Origin of the sequence: Methylocystis parvus (assembly GCF_049675845.1) — a bacterium.
In the GTDB taxonomy this organism is placed as follows: domain Bacteria; phylum Pseudomonadota; class Alphaproteobacteria; order Rhizobiales; family Beijerinckiaceae; genus Methylocystis; species Methylocystis parvus_A.
The window spans coordinates 1,360,383-1,379,043 of record NZ_CP187161.1; the positions used below are offsets into that span (position 1 = coordinate 1,360,383).

General features: G+C 59.2%; 16 protein-coding genes and 2 tRNA genes. 9 read left to right on the top strand and 9 right to left on the bottom strand.

Features of this window, described 5'->3' with window-relative positions; translation table 11 throughout:
* Positions 1-2 precede the first annotated feature (2 nt).
* The 3 genes from ACPFMJ_RS07075 to ACPFMJ_RS07085 all read right to left on the bottom strand — a co-directional run bounded on the left by ACPFMJ_RS07075 (position 3) and on the right by ACPFMJ_RS07085 (position 1,786).
* Positions 3-914 (bottom strand): hypothetical protein, encoded by a 912-nt coding sequence (locus ACPFMJ_RS07075; protein ID WP_424363119.1) that lies wholly within the window; start codon positions 912-914, stop codon positions 3-5.
* Positions 915-1,221: 307 nt separating this feature from the next.
* Positions 1,222-1,491, bottom strand: coding sequence for a hypothetical protein (locus ACPFMJ_RS07080; protein ID WP_424363120.1), 270 nt, complete (start codon positions 1,489-1,491; stop codon positions 1,222-1,224).
* 210 nt (positions 1,492-1,701) lie between these two features.
* A tRNA-Leu gene (locus ACPFMJ_RS07085) sits at positions 1,702-1,786 on the bottom strand.
* 149 nt (positions 1,787-1,935) lie between these two features.
* Here ACPFMJ_RS07085 and ACPFMJ_RS07090 point away from each other — a divergent pair.
* Both ACPFMJ_RS07090 and lipB read left to right on the top strand, forming a co-directional pair.
* The gene (locus ACPFMJ_RS07090) at positions 1,936-2,283 is read left to right on the top strand and encodes a hypothetical protein (RefSeq protein ID WP_424363121.1); all 348 of its coding nucleotides are present in this window, start codon (positions 1,936-1,938) and stop codon (positions 2,281-2,283) included.
* Positions 2,280-3,014 carry a lipoyl(octanoyl) transferase LipB gene (lipB, locus tag ACPFMJ_RS07095; RefSeq protein WP_424363122.1) on the top strand — a complete coding sequence of 245 codons (735 nt, stop codon included), beginning with the start codon at positions 2,280-2,282 and terminating at the stop codon, positions 3,012-3,014. The genes ACPFMJ_RS07090 and lipB overlap by 4 nt, the downstream gene beginning before the upstream one ends.
* A 127-nt stretch (positions 3,015-3,141) precedes the next feature.
* Here the strand turns inward: lipB and ACPFMJ_RS07100 are convergent, their stop codons facing one another.
* Genes ACPFMJ_RS07100 through ACPFMJ_RS07110 form a run of 3 tightly spaced genes read right to left on the bottom strand, consistent with a single transcriptional unit; the run spans position 3,142 to position 4,732 of the window.
* Entirely contained in the window at positions 3,142-3,432 is a 291-nt protein-coding gene (locus ACPFMJ_RS07100; RefSeq protein WP_424363123.1) for an acylphosphatase, read from the bottom strand.
* The gene (panC, locus tag ACPFMJ_RS07105; RefSeq protein ID WP_424363124.1) at positions 3,429-4,289 is read right to left on the bottom strand and encodes a pantoate--beta-alanine ligase; all 861 of its coding nucleotides are present in this window, start codon (positions 4,287-4,289) and stop codon (positions 3,429-3,431) included. Before panC ends, ACPFMJ_RS07100 begins: the two co-directional genes overlap by 4 nt.
* Positions 4,286-4,732 carry a gamma-glutamylcyclotransferase family protein gene (locus ACPFMJ_RS07110; protein ID WP_424363125.1) on the bottom strand — a complete coding sequence of 149 codons (447 nt, stop codon included), beginning with the start codon at positions 4,730-4,732 and terminating at the stop codon, positions 4,286-4,288. Before ACPFMJ_RS07110 ends, panC begins: the two co-directional genes overlap by 4 nt.
* A gap of 50 nt (positions 4,733-4,782) precedes the next feature.
* On the opposite strand from ACPFMJ_RS07110, the gene ACPFMJ_RS07115 reads away from it, so the two are divergent.
* The 5 genes from ACPFMJ_RS07115 (at position 4,783) to ACPFMJ_RS07135 (ending at position 9,604) form a co-directional block, all read left to right on the top strand.
* Positions 4,783-4,872, top strand: a tRNA-Ser gene (locus ACPFMJ_RS07115).
* A gap of 570 nt (positions 4,873-5,442) precedes the next feature.
* Entirely contained in the window at positions 5,443-6,084 is a 642-nt protein-coding gene (locus ACPFMJ_RS07120; protein WP_424363126.1) for a patatin-like phospholipase family protein, read from the top strand.
* Between the two features lie 144 nt (positions 6,085-6,228).
* A complete protein-coding gene (locus ACPFMJ_RS07125) occupies positions 6,229-8,277 on the top strand; it encodes a hypothetical protein (RefSeq protein ID WP_424363127.1) in 2,049 nt (682 codons plus the stop codon).
* Positions 8,278-8,473: 196 nt separating this feature from the next.
* The gene (locus ACPFMJ_RS07130) at positions 8,474-9,028 is read left to right on the top strand and encodes a recombinase family protein (RefSeq protein WP_424363128.1); all 555 of its coding nucleotides are present in this window, start codon (positions 8,474-8,476) and stop codon (positions 9,026-9,028) included.
* 45 nt (positions 9,029-9,073) lie between these two features.
* Complete coding sequence (locus ACPFMJ_RS07135) at positions 9,074-9,604, top strand: hypothetical protein (protein ID WP_424363129.1); 531 nt, start codon at positions 9,074-9,076, stop codon at positions 9,602-9,604.
* Positions 9,605-9,684: 80 nt separating this feature from the next.
* Here the strand turns inward: ACPFMJ_RS07135 and ACPFMJ_RS07140 are convergent, their stop codons facing one another.
* From ACPFMJ_RS07140 to ACPFMJ_RS07150, 3 genes are all read right to left on the bottom strand, one after another.
* On the bottom strand, positions 9,685-11,922 hold the full coding sequence (locus ACPFMJ_RS07140; RefSeq protein ID WP_424363130.1) for a TonB-dependent siderophore receptor: 2,238 nt from the start codon (positions 11,920-11,922) through the stop codon (positions 9,685-9,687).
* Positions 11,923-12,128: 206 nt separating this feature from the next.
* A complete protein-coding gene (locus tag ACPFMJ_RS07145; protein ID WP_424363131.1) occupies positions 12,129-13,397 on the bottom strand; it encodes a PepSY-associated TM helix domain-containing protein in 1,269 nt (422 codons plus the stop codon).
* A 57-nt stretch (positions 13,398-13,454) separates the two neighbouring features.
* On the bottom strand, positions 13,455-15,797 hold the full coding sequence (locus ACPFMJ_RS07150) for a TonB-dependent siderophore receptor (RefSeq protein WP_424363132.1): 2,343 nt from the start codon (positions 15,795-15,797) through the stop codon (positions 13,455-13,457).
* A 717-nt stretch (positions 15,798-16,514) separates the two neighbouring features.
* Here ACPFMJ_RS07150 and ACPFMJ_RS07155 point away from each other — a divergent pair.
* Complete coding sequence (locus ACPFMJ_RS07155) at positions 16,515-17,207, top strand: response regulator transcription factor (RefSeq protein WP_424363133.1); 693 nt, start codon at positions 16,515-16,517, stop codon at positions 17,205-17,207.
* Between the two features lie 77 nt (positions 17,208-17,284).
* A complete protein-coding gene (locus ACPFMJ_RS07160; RefSeq protein ID WP_424363134.1) occupies positions 17,285-18,568 on the top strand; it encodes a sensor histidine kinase in 1,284 nt (427 codons plus the stop codon).
* Positions 18,569-18,661 lie beyond the last annotated feature (93 nt).

An 18,661-nucleotide genomic window follows, 5' to 3' on the forward strand; every position in this document is an offset into this window, starting at 1 on the left:
CCTCAGCCGTTCTCGCAGGCATAGAAGCCCTTGGCGCCCCAGCACGGCGCGTCCTTGTTCTTGTAGACCTTGCCGAGATTGCGGCCGCCGAGCGTCGCCGTCCAGACGCGCCCGCGATCATGGGCGAGCTCCAACGGCTTGCCGGGCAGATGGAAGATCACGCTTTCGCCAGCGTGATTGACCCGGCAGGCGCCGCTGTTCTGCACCTTGCCGGAGAGCTTGAGGTAGCATTTGGCCATCCGCCCGCCCGCATCGGCCTTGGAGTCGTCGGCGGCAGGCTTCGCGCCGGCGGGCGGCGGCTCCACCTTCGCGTCGTCGAGATTCGCGACCGCAGGGGCGGCCGGCGCCTGATAGGCGTTGGCTTCCGCCGGCGGCGCGGCGGTTTCCTGGACAGGCGGCGCCGCAAGCGCGGGGGCAACGTCCTGACTCGCGACGAGCTTTTCACGGATATCGGCGGAAGGGGGCGCGAGCGGCTCCGGCGCGCTCGCCGCTGTCGCCGGGGCCGCGCTATCGGTCATCGGGCGCGCGTCCAGATAGGGATTGGCTGCGGGCGCCTCGGGAACGGGCTCCGCCTGCTGGACGGGCGCGACCGGGGCCGGCGCCGCATTCACGGGAACAGGGGCCGGCGCCTCTTTGGGCGCGGCGGCCTCCCTAGCGGCGCTCGCGACCGTCGGCGCCTGCCTCGCGACGGCGGGCTTTTCAACTGGCCCGCCGAGCGGCGCGCCGGGGCTGAAGAGCGCCGAGCTGAGGACGACGGCGGCGCCGCCGACGATGGTGAAGGCGAGGGTCAGATGGACGACGCCCTCGATGCGGTCATAGGCGAAGCCCCACAGGGTCCCGTCGTCCCGACGGTCCTGGATCGCTCCCTGCTCGTCGTCGCCATAGCGACGGCGGTGATCGAAAAATACGCTCATACTCCTCACTCCGGGCAGGGGCTCGCAGCTACGAAGGCGCGCACAGGCGCAGCCCTTCAGGCGCCAACCGGCGCCATACGCCGCGAAACCGTTTATTGCCGGGTCTTTCCCCGGCGATCGCCCCCCAGGCGCGACGGGCGCGGGAGCCGCTCAAGGCTCTCTCGCTGCGCCTGTCCGACTTGCGATTTCGAATGGTAAATGTGGCCTTACCAAGTCCAGGCGCAAACCGAGCCCCTTGGCGGAAAAATATTTTTAAAAAACAGTCTGTTGAAGGCTTGGCCCGAGCAGAGCCGAAGACCGTCGCAGGTCAGTGCACAGGGATTATCCGTATTCCCGCCACAAGAACCGGCCTGTTGTCTTCCGGGTGCAGCCCCTCCAGTAGCACATCGTCAAAGACGCGTCCGATCGCTTCAATGGCCCTGTCGCTGTAGTTTGGGGAATTGGGGTCCGTGTCGAAATCGACCTCGACCACCAGCAGCTTGGGATCCGTCCTTTCGGCGCTGGTCCATTCGAACCAGGTGCGCGTTACTCCGTTGATCGCCTCGATGCGTTGGCGGATGGAGGTCTTTAGTTCCATCGGGCGAACTCCCTGCGCATTCCCCGCGGCCAGGCGTGGATTTCGGGCAGGTTTCGCCTAGGTCAAGGGTATTGCTGGTTCCGGACAGTCCCGGGAAAACCGGACGGCTGCGCGTGCTGGGGAGAGCCATGAAGGGGAAGGCCAACGCGGCTCTTCGTGGAATCCTCGCGCTGAAGAGCGCCTTAAAAGGCGCTTCAAGCCCGGAAGGCTTGGTGCGGTCGAGAGGACTCGAACCTCCACTGGTTGCCCAACTAGCACCTCAAGCTAGCGCGTCTACCAATTCCGCCACGACCGCAAGGGGCGCTCACCGCATAGCTGTGAAGCGCCGGCGCGCAGCCTGTAACAAATTGACCGGGCGATGACAAGGGCGCTTCGGAGAAACGCCCCCGCGGCGCCGAAAATGCTGTAGAGAAGCGCCATTGCCTTTGAAATTGGGAGGTTCTCTTGGCGATTTTCAAGCTTCCCCTCTCCGGCGACGTGCCTTTCAGCGTCGCGCCCTGGACAAATTTCGGCGCTGTCGGAAACCACTTTTCCTTCCTAAATGTAGAGGTTGGGCACTCGAGCGCGCCGGAGGTCGAGGCGAAGGTGCTGGAGAATGTCGGCAGCTACGGCAAGCAACTCGGCCGCATGGGCGACGCGCTGCGCGTCCTGCTCGACCATTTCGAACCGGAAAAGCCCCTGTCCCGCAAGGAAAAGAAGGCGATCCGCGCCCTCCAGGCCATGCTCGACGAGATCGACGACATCAAGCACGCCGAGGGCCGTGCGCCAGCCAAGGACGAATCAATCGTATGAGCGCCCCCTGCCCAGTGACCCGCGATTCGCTCGACCCCGTCCTCGCGTCGCCGGAGGGAACGCCCCCGGTCGAATGGCGCGTGAGCGGCGGGCTTGTGGATTATGAAGCGGCGGTCGCCGTCATGGAGGATCGCGTCGCGCGAATCGCGGCAGGCGACGCGCCCGAATGCGTCTGGCTGCTCGAGCACCCGCCGATCTACACGGCGGGCACGTCGGCGAAGGACGCCGACCTGCTCGATCCCCGCTTTCCCGTGCATCGTACGGGACGGGGCGGGCAGTTCACCTATCACGGCCCCGGCCAGCGCGTCGCGTATGTCATGCTCGACCTCGCGCGGCGCCGGCGCGATGCGCGCGCTTATGTCTGCGGCCTCGAATCTTGGCTCATCACGACGCTTGCCGATTTCGGCGTCGCGGGCGAACGCCGCGAGGCGCGCGTCGGCGTGTGGGTGAAGCGGCCCGACAAGCCGCGCGCGCGCAATGGCGAAACGGCTGAAGACAAGATCGCCGCAATCGGCGTGCGCCTGCGGCAATGGGTGAGCTTCCACGGAATAGCGCTGAACGTCGCGCCGGAGCTGTCGCATTTCTCCGGCATCACGCCCTGCGGCGTGCGCGAGGCGCATCTCGGCGTTACGAGTCTGAAGGATCTGGGCGTCGGCGCCAATATGGCGGATGTGGACGCGGCGCTGAAGCGGAATTTTGCATCCTTATTCGGACCCGTCGAATGCGCGTGACGCCGTTTTCTTCAAGCGGTTCCGCTTGTGCCTTCGCGCCTTCCGTCTCACCCGCACGGAACTGAAGGCGTGCGAGGATCTCGCCTTCGACCGTCAGAAGCCGTTGCGCCCGCATGAACCGTGACGGCTAGACCGTCTCCGCCGTCCGGAATCCCTGCACACCCGCAAGCTCGGCTTCATCGGCCGGCGCCTCGCGAAGATCATCCACCCGCGAGGCCGACGGCCCGCGCCGCGCCGCCTCGATGAACGCCGCGACCGCCGCCTCCGGCCCGGCGGCCAAAGCCTCGACCGAACCATCGGCGCGATTGCGCGTCCAGCCGTCGAGCGCGAGCGCATTCCCTTCGAAGAGCAGAAAATTGCGGAAGCCCACGCCCTGCACGCGCCCCGTAACGAAGAAACGAACGACGCGGCGGCTCATGCGGCAGGGACCGCAACATTGTCGATGAGACGCGTCGCCCCGAGCCGCGCGGCGGCGAGAATGCGAATCGGCCCTTCGTGACGGCGGGCGATTCGGGCGAGCGTCTCCGCGTGGCGCGCTTCGACATAATCGATTTCGAAACCCGCGCTCACGATGGCCTCGCGGGCCTCGCCCATCACATGACCGATAACCTCGCCCTCGGCGATGCGCCGCGCGGCGTCAGCGAGCGCGCGATGCAGCGCCGGCGCGCGGGCGCGGTCTTCGGCCGAGAGGTAGACATTGCGCGAGGACATCGCGAGCCCATCGCGATCGCGCAAAGTCGGCCCCGCGAGAATTTGAGTCGGAATGTCGAGATCGCGCGCCATGGTGCGGATGACGAGCAACTGCTGGTAGTCCTTCTCGCCGAACACAGCGATATCCGCCTGCGCCTGATTGAGCAGCTTCGCCACCACAGTAGCGACGCCTGCGAAATGCGTCGGGCGGAAATGATCTTCGAGATCGGCCTTCGCCGGGCCTTCGAGCGTCACCGTGGTGCAGAAGCCCGACGGATACATCTCCTCGACCGCCGGCGCGAAGACGAGGTCCGCGGCGACCGTCGCGAGTTTCTCGCAATCGGCCGCAAGCGTGCGCGGATAGCGCGAGAAATCTTCTCCCGGCGCAAATTGCGTGGGATTGACGAAGACAGTCGCGATCACCCGCTCGGCATGGCGGCGGGCCTCTTCGACGAGCGAAATATGCCCGGCATGCAGCGCGCCCATGGTGGGCACGAGCCCGATGCGCTCGCCCGCCTGACGCCGCGCCCGCACGAAGGCGCGCATTTCCTCCACCGTATGGACAACCGGGACATCGAAACTCATCCGCGCGGGCCTTTCTTCTGTTCCGCCGAGAGATAGGAGAGATAGCCGATATAGGCGGCCGGCAGCTCGAGCTTTTCCGCCGCGGCGACGATATCGGAGAGATAGCCGCGCCAGGCGGCGCCCTGATCCGGGGCGGCGCCGACATAGACCAGCGCCGGGGAAGCCCCGAAGGGCTCCTTGAGAACGGGGATCATCCGCTTGGCGTAAAGCCCCTGCCCCACCTGCTCATAACGGTCGAGCGCCTTTACGTCGACGACCGGGACATCCCACAAGGCGCCGTGGACGTTCGCCCGCGGGTCCGGGACCACGCTTGCGAAGCCGGACGGCATGACGACAAAACGCCACCGCGCCAGCCGCGCTCGCCCCAGCAGCCGCGAATGCGGGCAACGCCGCGCCATGGCGGTCGCGTCCATATTGGAGCCAAAAGCGAAGTGCAACGGCACGGTCGGAACCCTCTCGCGCAACGGCGCGACCGTGCTATATCACGGCCAAGGGAAGGGTGGCCGAGTGGTTTAAGGCAGCGGTCTTGAAAACCGCCGTGGGGGCAACTCCACCGTGGGTTCGAATCCCACCTCTTCCGCCAATTGCTCACTTAAGTATATGGTTTAGTTGAGAATATTTATTGGCATGCCTCGACAACCAACACTCCGCCCCACATTTTTCGTTGGACTACACTGGCCGCCACCGGCCCGAATTGAGCAACCCTCCGAACTGTCCCCCAGCTCGCAGAACTCCTAGCGAGACCCATAGGGCCGCGCTGCTTCGAGCGCCCCAGCGGGGAGGGTCTGGAGGGGATTCCCGGTATCGGCGAGACTACGGGAACGCGCGACAGCAAAAAGGGGATCGAGATCGCTGCCTGGGTCGCTCCCGAGGCGGCCTCTCAAACAAGATCAAACATTAACGCCACTTCGCGACCCGCTACGACAAGCCCGCAGGGAACTTCCTCGCCGCTCTCAAACTCGTCGCTGTGTGCGTCTGGTTATGCGGGAATGAGTCTACGTCCTAGTTCGACCGCTGGCGGTCACGCCATCACCTTAGCGCAAAACCCGCAGCAATCCCCAACAACTTAATCTTGCCCTCCTCGCATCTCCTAGACTAACGCGTCTCGTTCAGCCATACTTCGTTCTTTACTCTTCAAAGTTTATGGTGACAGATGTCCTCTCAAGAGAAAATTCTCACAACCGAAGACATTCTCAAGCACGAGCTCGAAACGATAAACAATCGCCGATCAAACGGGGATGTTTATTCGAGCTTGCATGACGCTTATCCACGGACAGCACTGTGCTTGTCAGGCGGCGGAATACGAAGCGCCGCCTTCGGCCTCGGTATTATACAGGCGTTGGCACAACACGGCCTACTCAAGAGATTTCATTATATTTCTACCGTCTCAGGAGGAGGCTATACAGGCGCATGGTTATTCTCTTGGCTCAAGCGAAAAGATAGCACAAACGTTTTGAACGGGTTAATATCTTCAGGCACAAAAGAGACCCCTGAAATTCGACATCTTAGAGAAAATACGAAATACCTAACTCCACGCGCCGGATTATTGTCGCCAGATACCTGGGCTATCGCCGTGATATTTTTTAGAAACATGCTATTAAATTGGCTGATATTTTTGCCAATGCTTCTATTTTTTCTTTCAATACCAAGGCTAATGCTTTACATTACAAAGGTAGAATTTACATGCTCGAATAGCCAGTGCTTTGGCTGCCAAATGCCACTGTTTTTCCCGGTGCCCATTTGGCCCGCACTTGTATTATATGGATTTTCTTTTTTATTTATGCTGACATCGTGATCTAAGCAGCAAATCTTCAACACAGGAAATAAGTCTTTTATTTATTTTTGCCTGATTCCAAAACTCGCATCTTGGGGAATTTTTGTTGTGTGGCTATGCGGGATTAAGCCATATCACGACTTCTCCTACTCTCATACGTTCAAATTGTATTTTTTCTACTTGGAAATTGTTTTTTGCATTTCGTGGATCATTGCCGCATTGCTGTTCTATAAGCGCGATATCGTTTCCAAAATCTTAGAAGGTGCCAAGCAGAAGTTCCCTCGTATTTTTAGCAAGCTACCAGCTGTTCAAACGGTTGATCGCTCCCCCTCAAGGCTCACTGACTGGCTCTGGGATTTTATTGCCTTCCTATTTTGGGGCGGATGCACTTCAGCAGTTTTGGCCTGGATCGACGTGGCAGGGCGTGGAAGCGTCAATCATTTAGAAAACGGCGCTGGCCGCGTGGCTCTTCTATCATTTGGAATTTTCCTGGCCGCAGTTGCCCATATCTGCGGTGAACTGGCATTCATAGGAATAACAAGCAGGCGGATAGGATCCGAGGATGACCGTGAATGGCTCGCTCGCAGTTCCGGCTATGTTCTCATGGCGTGCGTGCTGTGGACCGCACTTTCCTGCATTAGTTTGTATGTACCCGTGATTGGGCTAGAGCTTATGGAGAGCGCTCAAGGAAGCACAACCGCATCAGCAAGCCACGGAACTCCATCAGATGAGGATAAGCTGTTTTTCCTTATGCACGCCCTCCTTTTTGCAAGTCTGATTTTCGGAGCCGCATCGGCAATGCTTGGCCGAAGCTCGAAGACAGGCGCACTTGAATTCGATATTGATACTCCCTTAAGAAAAATTGCGGTATATTCAAGCGCCATCGGCTTCCTCGCGTCCATTCTTTCCGCACTGAGCATTTTGTTAGTTTATGTCACATTTAATGTTATAACAATGAACGAGGGAAGACTATTCCAATTTAGCGGGCCAGGCCGAATGTATTTAGACTTTCTATTTTCAGGGGATGCCGCGAACATAAATAAACTCCTTACAACCTTTGCTATCCTTGTGATTTTTATTTTTACTTTTGGCAGATTGATAAACGTAAACAGGTTTTCGTTACATGCCATGTATAGAAATAGACTTGTCCGAACTTTTTTAGGCGCCAGTAATTCTGCCGAAGATAGAAATTTATTCACGTGGTTTGATAACAACGACAACCTAAAAATGTGCGATTTACAACAAATTTCAGCTGGTGATTGGCATCCATACCTTGTCGTAAACGCCACACTGAATGAGGTCGCCACGTCAAATCTGGCTTGGCAAGAGAGAAAAGCCCAGTCCTTTGTGTTCACTCCATATCACTGCGGGGCAGACGCTATTAGATCTAAGGCCCTGCAGCCTTCTCAGCGGCCGACCTTTAAGACTGAGGGCGCCTATAGGTCGTCGAGACAGTATGGAGGGGGAGAAAAATCCCCAATCACTCTTGGTACGGCCATGGCTATCTCGGGCGCTGCGTTAAGTCCTAATATGGGTTACCATTCTTCGCCGCTAGTCACGCTCATCATGACCCTTTTCAATGTACGTTTAGGCTGGTGGCTAGGAAATCCAAACGATAACAAAACCTTCAAAAAAGAGGGACCGGATTCTGCCACCGGCCCTTTAATAGCTGAATTATTCGGCTGGACGCGAAACGACACCGGCTTCATACATCTATCGGACGGCGGTCATTTCGAAAATCTTGGCCTCTATGAAATGGTGAGGCGGAGATGTCATTTTATAATTGTTTCAGATGCCGGAGCAGACCCACTTTGCGAATTCGAGGATCTGGCAAACGCAACTAGGAAGATATACATCGATTTTGGTATTCCAATCATTTTCGAAGATTTATCAGCCATACGGCTGAGATCGAATTCCGCTGAGAAGGATAGCGGCCCGATATATGTGATGGGAACAATTGATTACAGGAGCGTAGACGGTTCGGATGCGAAAAATGGCAAAATAATATACATAAAACCTTCAGTGCACTGGAATGAGCCTTCTGATGTTGTGGGGTACGCTCTAGCGCACCTTGATTTTCCGCACGAGGGAACCGCGAACCAATGGTTTACTGAATCACAGTTTGAGAGCTATCGTTCGTTAGGCAGCCATATGATGAAATCGGTGATCGCATTGAGGTGCGGAGCAGAGACTGATATTTATCGCTTGTTTTAATTAGGGAGCAACGGCATTTGTTGCATTACTTTTTCCTGCCTTCGCAGTGCGTCCATAAACCGCCTAAGGAATTTGCAATATCAGGGTATGCCCTGATGCGACGTAACCGAGCCCCGCCGCCCCCATGTAACATCTGGGTTGACAGCGACTATTTGTGACACTGTAGGGTCAGGCCTAGACCCTGAGGTGACAAGCCATGGCCCGAATTGGTTACGCCCGCGTCAGCACGATTGATCAAGATCTCGACACCCAGCTTGCGAGGCTCAAAGCCGAAGGCTGCGGGGTTATTCGCTCCGAGAAGGCGTCGGGCGGCAGCCGGGAAGGCCGCCCCGAACTTATGACGATCATCGAGTTCCTGCGCCCGGGTGACGAACTAGTTGTCACCCGCCTTGACCGGCTGGGGCGCGACACCCGCGACGTACTCAATATCGTCCACGAGTGCGACCAGCGACAAGCCTATGTCACAGTTCTCGATCCTCACGTGACGACGCGAGGCGAAACCGGCCGGATCGTCATGACCGTCCTTGGCATGGTGGCCCAGTTGGAACGGCGCTTCATCAAGGCGCGCCAGCGCGAAGGAATCGAGAAGGCAAAAGCCGAGGGCGTCTACCGCGGAGGCAAACGGCGCATTGATCGGAAGCAGCTTCTGCATTTGGCCGGCGCTGGGCACGGGGCCGGCGCTATTGCAAAGGCGCTAGGGTGTTCGCGCATGCATGTGTATCGGGTCCTCGCCGAGGAGCGCTCAGAGTAGAACCCAGGCCGCCCATGATGAAGCCATTTCTTCGGGGAGAAGTTGATGAAAGAGGCATTCGAGCCGGTGCTTTATGATTGTGAGGCTTCTGATCTAGATGGATGCATAATTGAGGTCGCCTGGGCGTACGTCGACCCAAGCGATTTACACATCGAATCGCGATCTTTTCTCGTGCGACCGGTTCCGGAATGGGAAATCGAGGCAAACGGGGATGAAAGCGCCGAGGCGTTGCATGGGATTTCTTTCTTCGACCTTTACGCGAAAGGCGTTTCAGTCGAAGCGATAGCCAAATCCATGAATGATGCGCTCGCTGGGCGCGAGCTTTTTTCCGACAGTCCATTTGATGAGGCGTGGCTAGCGCAGCTTTTCGAAGCTGCGGGGAGCGACCCTTCAGTCACAATACGCAGAACGAGTGCCGATCGTTTGCTTGAACAAGCCGTCTTAGCGCACAAATTTGAAAGTCATCGATACCTCCATGCATTAAGCCAGGCCGAGCAAAATCGCCAACACCGCGCCCACGCCGACGCCCTCCAATGGGCCCGCCTATGGCGAATGGTCGTCCACAACCACTTATAGTCAAGCGCTCATAGTCTCACATCGCACCCTGAGTACAGCGCGAAGTCCGAAATGACCCAACGCAGACTAAAGAAGCTCCCTCAATATTTAAAGCTCACGCTCGCTGATATGGCCCGCGGCTCTCCGTGGAACATAGCGCCATTGGAAGTCCAGTTCGGTTCGTCGGTGAGATTGGTGAGGCTGACGTCGAGTTTCAGATTATCGTTTACGCTGTAGCCGAGCGTCGCGCCGAGCATTTGCTGGGGCGGGAGGATGAAGCCTTGCGTATTGGGCAAGGTCGCCTCGGCGCGGCTGGCGAAATAGTAGCTCAGGCCTAGCTCTAGGCCCTTTAGATCCCCGCTATCGAAACTGTAATTGGCCGAGAAATTATAGACCCGGCGCGGCGCGCCGAGGAGGTCGCTGCCAGCCTGGGAAGGGACGTTGTCGTCCTTCGAGACGACGGCGTGCAGGAAAGTCGCCGTCGCATTGACCTTGAGATTCGGGAGCGCCTCGCCGGAAAGATTGACCTCGATCCCATGGCTGTGCTGCTGACCGGTCACCAGCGAATAAAATCCCGACGGGTTTGCGGGGTTGGGAATCGCGACATTATCGCGCGTGATATCGAAGAGCCCCAGCTCAAAGGTCATCTTGTTGTCGAGGAAGCGCCGCCTCGCGCCGACCTCATATTGCGTATCCTGCTGAGGCGCCGGGGCCTCGCCGCCTTGTAGCCGCACCCCCGTGTTGGGAATGAGCGACTGGCCAAAGGCGAAGAAGAGCTCGTGGACGTCGTCCGGCCGGAAGAGAACTCCCGCGCGTGGATTGAAATAGCCCTGCGTTCCCTTGCTCAGACTCGCCGTGGGTTCCCCCGCAAGAGAACCAAAGGGATCGAAGACGCGCTCGCGCTGGGCCAGCACGTCATAGCGCCCGCCGATGAGGATGCGGACTTTATCGCTGATGTCGATAAGGTCTTGACCGTATACCGAGCGCCCGATCGCGCGAGCGAAGCCGTTCGACCAGTAGGCGTCGGAGTAATTGACACCCGTCTGATAGACGGGAAAAAAGATGTTGAGCGGCGCGGCGTCGAAACGGGAAATCGTGTTGGAATAGCCGTAGAAATAGTCCCATTGCTCAAGGCCGAGAAATACATTGTGAGCCAGAAAGCCGGTGTCGAACCTGCCATTTAACCGCAATTGCGCGCTGAAACTGCGGATCGCGTTGCGTGTGCGCGCCGGATTGCCGAAGACGATGGACCGGAATCCGTCATAGCCCCAGCCTGTGAACCAGCCCCAACGGCTGGCGTAGAGATATTCATCGACAATCGCCGAAAGTTTCCAATCCTTGTTGAACGCATGATCGTAGGTGAAGGTAAGATCGTCCGAAATCGGACTCTCATGTTCATTGGCAGGCTGCCCGGCGTAGAATTCGCGCGGGATATGGAAGAACACCGGATCAGCCGGCACGCCGTCTCGCCAGACTGAGCGCGCGCCGCTATGTTCGGCGCGCAGGGTCCACAGATCGCCATTGTCCGCCGTGAAGGCCAGCATTGGCGCGATGTCAACATCGCGGGCGCGCGCGAAGTTCACGAAACTTCCGACCGTCTGCGCCGCGCCAGTGAGCCGAAACAGCAGGCTCTTGTCGGCGTTGAGCGGCGCGTTGAGATCGATGGCGAACCGGTTCAGGCCGAAGGCGCCGCTTGTCGCGCGCGCTTCGGCGGAAGTCGACTGCGTCGGCGCCTTGCGGATGTAATTCGCCGCGCCGCCATAGCCGCCGAGTGCCTTACCGAACAACATGGCGCTCGGTCCCTTGTAGAACTCGACATGATCGACAGTGGTAAGATTCACGCCCTGCGCTGTGAAGCCATGGGCGGAGCCGTCGTATAGGGTGATACCCGAGGGAAAGCCGCGCATGACGAATTCCGGGGAGAAACCCGAATTCGCCGCCGGGGCGTTGACGAAGACGCCGCTTTGGTCTCGTCCGAGCGTCTGTGCGCGGGGCGGCTGGCCCGGCGTCGCCTCGCGGGCGGGCTCGCGCCTGGCGTCGGCTTGTTCGAGAGGGCGTTCAATCGGCCGTCGCCCCTTCGTCCGATCCCTTGCGTTACGAGCTCGGCTGTCCGGCGCCGCCTTCTCCTCTAGCCCGGTTTCCGGCGCCTCTTCGCCGACCGCCGGCGCCGAAAATGCGAGGAGAGCTACGAGAAGACAAATCCTCATGACGCCCTGGGGCGCGGCGCGCAACCACACGCGGCGACGGCCGGCCCTAGAGGATGGCGGCGATCCAGAAAGATCTGCGACAATGGGGCGATGAAACTGCGCTGACCCTGACCCGCCACTAGAAAGCGGCACAACACGCCGACCCCCGAGGCGTCGAAGATGTCAATCACGCTGAGCCGCGGCGCGGCGCGGCCTGTGACGCCCCGCATAGGCAGTTCGGCGAGCAACGCGGTCTTGGGATGACCGTAAGCTGGCAGGGCGCGACGCAGACGATCGATTTGCCGGCAAAGGCTTTGATGATCAAATTTCATGAGTCTCTCCTTGAAAAATCAAGTTCGTCAGATTGCCCCCGACGTGGGCGCGCGTGACCGCGCCCGTCGCTCCGCGTGAGTCCTTCGCGCCGCGCGCTTTTGCAGCCAGCGTATGACTCCAGTCACAAAGAGAAGCGGGCAGATCAGGCCGGTGATCATCACAAGAATGCGCCCGGTCCACCCAAAGGCTTGCCCGGAATGCAGCGGCCACTGCCATTGCATGAAGACGTCGCCGGCCGTGCCGGTTTGCGGATCCTTCACGCCAAGCGTTTCTCCGGAATACTGATCGACCAGCACGACACGCGTTCCAACAAAGCGGCTGACCTCGTCAACGCCTTTGCGAACGACTTGATAGACGCCGCGTTCGTCCTCCGGAAAGACGATCTCATCGAGCCTTCCTTGCGGATAGCGCGCGCGCGCATACGCCTCGGCCTCCTCGAAAGGCATACGCGCGCGCCCCCGCGGTTCCGACGATTTGATGAGGCCGCGCTCTGCGGCGCTCAGCGGTGCGACATGATCGACGACCCAGACGAATTGATCGTGCAGATTCATCGAGACGCCGGAGATGAGCACCGACAGCATGACGACGGCGGTATATAGGCCGCCGAGCTTGTGGAGGTCGTAATTCAGTCTTTCGCCACGCGCGCCGCGCTTGAGGGTGAAGGAGGAGACCCATTTACCTGGCGTCGGCCACCACAAATACAAACCGGACAAGACTGAGACGACGAGGAGGATGGCGGTGATCCCCACAACAACGCCAGGTTCGCCGAAAGAGTCGTAAAAGAGCAACGACCAGTGAAGCTGAAACAGGAAGGACATGAACGAGTGATGGAGAAAGCCGCTTTTCGACCAATAAATTTTATTGCCGAGTACTTTGGCTGTATAGGGATCGATGCACAGTCGCCACGTGTCGCGTTCCGGAACAGGTTCGTAATAGGCTTTGTAGCAGCCTCTCTCGTTGCGCGGAGCGCGAATCCCGCCCAGCTTGGCGCCCTGCGGGACGGCCGCCTCGAGCGACAGTCTGATGTCGCGAAGCGGCAGGAAGGCGACTTCGCCCTGTGGGGGCGCCTTTGAGACGAACATCGCCGGATCGAGGATTTCATCGATCTCCTGGTAAAAAACCATTATCGCGCCGGTGACGCCGATCACCGTCAGCATCGCGCCGGCGACGAGACCGATATAAAGATGAATATCCAGCCAAAATTTGCGGCGCGCTTTTAGGCGATCGCGCCGGTTGCGATTCAGATCGCCGGCGTCGCGCAGCTTCGGGTTGGGCGCAAAAAGCTTGTCGGACATCGCCGCCTCCGATATAAGGCCGCCGCCGTCAGGCGACGGCGCCAACTCATTTTCTGATCACCATTTGAAATTCGCCGACGCCATGAACGTCCTTGGCGCGCCGTAATAGGCGAAACCATAATTGTCGCTTCGTTCGAAGTAGCGTCGGTCGGTCAGGTTCTTGATGTTGAAGCGGAACACGACTTCGTGTCCGGCGATAGGAGTCCGATAGGCCGCCATCGTGTCGAACTTCACATAACCCGGCATATACCAGGCGTTGTCGTTGCTGCCGTATCGCTTATCCATCGCATAGACGCCGCCGCCAAACTCGAAGCCTTCGGGCAAACCAGGCGCCGTGTCCCATTTCGCCCAAATGTTCCCGACATTCGGCGCGGCACCGTTGTACCATTTGCCGACATTGCCGTTATTGTTGTCGTTGGTGATTTTGACCGAGTCGAATGTGTAGCTCCCGATCACGCTGAGATTTTCCGTGATCTGGCCCGAAATATCGAACTCGACGCCGCGGCTAACCACCTCGCCGACGGCGATGCTGAGGCCTGGATTGAATGGGTCCGGCTGAAGAACGTTTTTCTTTCGCAAGTCGAACAGCGCGAGAGTGGTCATGACCTTGCCATCGAACCAAGTGCGCTTGATTCCGGTCTCCCATTGAAGCGCCTGCTCCGGGGCGATGTGCGCTCCGTCCGCAGTCAGCGCTGCGTTATTCACGCCGGACGAACGAACATAGCTGCCGTAAACCGAGGTCTCCGGGTCAAGTTTGAACAGGAGACCGACTCTCGGCGAGATGGGCGTGTTGTCCTTGAATGTCTTGAGGGGGTATCCGGTACAAACCGGGAAGCAGTCTGCAAAGGTCGAGCCATATGTCTCGGGATAGGCTTCCTGGGCCTTGTCATATCTGCCGCCGACAAGAAGGTGAACGCGGTCGTCCCAAAACGAAATGTCATCCTGTGCGTAAACGCCGAAATCCTGCCACCGGCTGCGCCACAGCGTATTTCCGCGCGCCGAGTCCGCGAGGTAATGCAATAAGCCGGTGAAATAGCCGACGGGATGGGGCGCAAATACATTTATGGGCGCAATTGGCAGAGCGAATCCGTAGTCGCCGACCCAATCGTCCTGATATTTATACCAGTCCAGGCCGACGAGGATTTTGTGGTTGAGCGGTCCCGTGGCAAATTCGCCGGCGAGATCGAGATTTGTCGAGAGGATGCTACGCTTGAGCGGGTTCATGACGAAATTGCGCGTCAGATAGACGCCGTCGAAGCCGCCAAAATTACCCATGCCGTTCTGGTTCTCGTTAACGTCGACATAATGGAAGCGATTGGTAATTCGCCACTTGTCGTCGAAACGGTAGGTCCAGTTGTACCCGTAGAGCGTGCGGTGTACGACATAGGGAAAGTCGTTCCAAAGACCGGGGTCGCTGATCGAAAAATATCGCGGCAGATTGTAGGGTCTGTCGTTTACCCCAGGCAGCACGATAGGCTTACCGTTCTCGTCGAAAATCCGGTTGACCGGTATCGTGCCCGATCCGTCGGGTTGCGTCTGTTTCTTCTGATAGTGCTCGAAATCTACGTTGAATTCGAAATTATGGGTCGGCTTGAAAGTGAGGAACAGCGCCGCCGCGCCGTTGTCGCGGTGGTCGTAGTTGGTGAAGGAGTCGGCGTGGTCGTAGACTCCCATCAATCGCACGAGGACAGTCTTCGCAGGGTCGACAGCCCCGGTTATGTCCGCCACGGTGCGGGCAAGCCCCCAACTGCCGGCCTGTTGTTCTAGCGTAGCCTTGAATTCCTCCTGAGGCCGTTTCGTCACGACATTGACGAGGCCGCCTGGCTCGATTCGGCCATAGAGCATTGACGCCGGCCCCTTGATGATCTCAACCCGCTCCGTGAACGCGACCTCTTCCGAGCCGGCGATGCCCTCCATCTTCAGCGAGTTTCGGTAGGTCGCGCCATATCCGCTCTGGAAGCCTCGGATAAGATACTGATCGTAAAACGACCCGCTTTGCGCCTGAACGCCGGAGACGTTCTGCGTGGCCTCCACGATGCTAAGGATCTGCCTGTCCTGGATCACGTCTTTGGGTACGATCTGGATGTTTTGCGGCGTGTTGAGAATCTTGGCGTTGGTCTTCGTCGCCCCGAAGGATGTGGAGCGCGCATAGCCGGTTTCCTTTGTCGGATCGATCTCCGATGTCGCTGGTGCGGGCGCGCCGGGGTTCGAAGCCGTCGGGGCGGTCGTCGGCCCCGCGCCGGCGTGGCCAAAGCCGCCCCGGCTTACGGCGGGTTTGGCCCTCCCTCGCCCACCCCCGACATCGATGGTCGGCAGGGTTTGCTGCGCAAAGGCGGCGGTCGAGACGGCGAGAGTCAGCGCGCCGGCGGAAACGCCGCGCATAAAAGAAGTGCGGAACATGGTTAGGGGTCTCCTGCGGCGCGCCTAGCGTGCCGATCGTCCGGAATCTTGGCTGGATCGATTAGGAGAAAGTGGGCGGGGCCTGCGCGGACCAGGCGCTCCCCCATCCCGAAGGCCGCTTTGCTTGCCGGTCACGCGTCGTGGCCGGCGGGCGCGCGGTTGCCTCAACGCGCGCCAGTCCGTCCTTGATCAACTCCGGAAGACGCAAAGGGGGTGCGTCGGCGGCGGAGGCGATGCAGGCAACGCAACAGGAGAGAGCCCCCTGGCCTCCGCTGGGTTCGGGCTGATCAGGCAAAGCGTCGGCGCTGCACGGTACCTGATAGAGTTGGAAAGAGCCGCTGGGTGATATGCTCGCCTTGTGCGGGCGCCACGCTCCCGACCCCATTATCGCATGCGCAAGCGCCAGGAACGTCAGCAGGCTCGCGAAGAGGATACGGGCTTGCCCGCCCGCTCTTCTTGCTTTTCGCCCGCCCATCCACATCGTTTATCTCGCCCGGCTCTGACCGCGTCTTCGTGCCGCAAAGCCTTGGATAAAGAGGAAATGTCGCGAGAACCTCGCGGGACCGGCTCGGCAGAAAAGAGTCGGAGACTGTTGCGAAAACGCCACATTGAGCAGAGGCCCGGCCAAACGCGGCAGAGGAGGCTTGGCGCAACCGTCGCCTTCCCCCATTAATATGACGCGCCGCACGGCGTGATATCTGCTTGGGAGCGGCGCCCATGCGAATTTTACTGGTTGAAGATCATGAAAGCCTGGCGAGGCAAGTCGAGGAAAGACTCCGCCGCGCTGGATATTCGGTCGACGCTTTCGAACTGATCGAGGACGCGGCCCATGCGGTCGATCGCTTCGCCTACAGGCTAGCCCTGATCGATCGCCGTCTCCCAGACGGCGACGGCATCTCCCTTGTCCCACGCTTGCGTCAAAAGCACCCCGAGATCCGCATCCTCATGCTGACGGCGTTGGACGCTGTCGACGACCGCATCGAAGGGCTGGAGGCGGGCGCCGACGATTATCTGACCAAGCCGTTCAATCTCGACGAGATGGTCGCCCGAATTCGCGCGAATTTACGAAAGCGCGGTTCAGAGGCAACTCCACCGGCCCAGATCGGCGCACTCACCTTCGATCTCGATCAGCGCGTTGTTCGCGTCTCAGGAAACCAGGTTGTGTTTTCGAGGCGGGAGCTCATTCTCTTGGAAGCGCTCGTAAGGCGAGCAAACTGTGTCGTGTCCCGTGAAGTGCTTCACTCGGAACTCTATGGGTATGGCGAAGAAGTCCAGGATCATGCATTGACCTCGCTGGTCTCCAGGCTACGCGCTCGCCTCGATACGCTGGGAGCAGGCGCGGAAATCCGATCGGCCCGGGCGCTTGGCTACATCCTTCGGGAGGTCAAGAATTCGAAGGCGAGGGAATGACCCGAACCTCGCTCGCGCGGCGCACAGTCGGCTATTTGATCCTTGCGCAGGTCACGGCGTTCGTCCTGGCTTGGATCGTGGAACTGTTTCTCGGCCTTGCCGGCGTGGAGCAATTTACGCAATCATGGGACGAACTCGCGACGACGCGAACCACAGCCCTCGTCATCAACTCATTGCAGCGCGGCGATTCAGGCGAGATTCGCTTCGTACCGTCTCCGGACCTCATTGCTGAAGTGAAGCGGGTTCCCGAACTCAAATACGCTGCATTCGAATTCTGGACGAAGAAGGCGGTCGACGGCTCGTCGCCTGAATTGGTGGCGCTCCTCAGAAACGTGATCGAGGTGAATTCCTCCCATACGCATTTCGTCCTGCCCAGCGAGCGGCCCGGTCCCGCTAACGGCTTCATGGGGCCTCAGCGCACGCCCTTTGGACGCTTCCAAATCGCGACCTATCATCCAAAGTTTCGCTGGGACGACATATTCGTTTCGATGCGTGAAGATCTGCTCACCTATGCCGCGTATTTCATCTTGCCAGCACTCCTCTCGGGCGCGACCGCGTGGTTCGCCGTTCGGAAAGGCCTCCTGCCTTTAAGCCAGGCGGCGCGGCATGTTCAGCAAATCGACCTGGATCGATTGGACCAGCAGCTACTGCCGGTTGACGTGCCCATCGAGGTCAGTCCCTTTGTCGAAGCCGTCAATGAGGCGTTGATCCGTCTGGACGCATGGGCTGCGCGCCAGCGGCGTTTTACCGCTAACGCCGCGCATGAATTGCGGACGCCTCTCGCGGTCATGCGCGCTCGCCTCGAAAACGCGCAGGCCTCGGATCTCAAATCGGAATTGCTCGGCGACGCCAGCCAACTGCGGTCGATTGTAGAACAAATGCTGGTCGCCGCGCGATTGACGGACGGTCAGGCGCCAATTGATCAAAAGGTAGAAATCGTCAAGACGACAGGAACCGTCGTCTCGATGCTCATTCCTCTGGCCTTGGACCGAGAGCGATTCATCGACTTCGAGTCCCGCGTCGAGGCCGCGTTTGTGCTTGGCAATCAGCGCGCCATTGAATGTGTCCTCACAAATCTCATAGACAATGCGCTGCGCTCGGAACCGGCCAACGGCGCAATCATGGTTCGGGTCGAGGCGGGGCCGCTCATTTCGATCGTCGACCACGGCGACGGCGTTTCGCCGAGCCACCGGGAGATGGTCTTCGAACCATTCTGGCGGAAAAGCGAAGCTACTTCGGGCTCAGGCCTTGGCCTCGCCATCTCGAGAGAAATCATCGAGGCGCACAGTGGGCGCGTCTGGGTGGAGGAAACGCCGGGCGGAGGCGCGACTTTCAAGGTGAGCTTTCTCGGCGAGACGTGATCTTTTCTCGCCGCGCAAAATTTGTCGCTATCATATCGGCAACCAAACATGCCGATCGAGGAATTATTTAAGTTTCGTTCGGGCGTCGCCGCG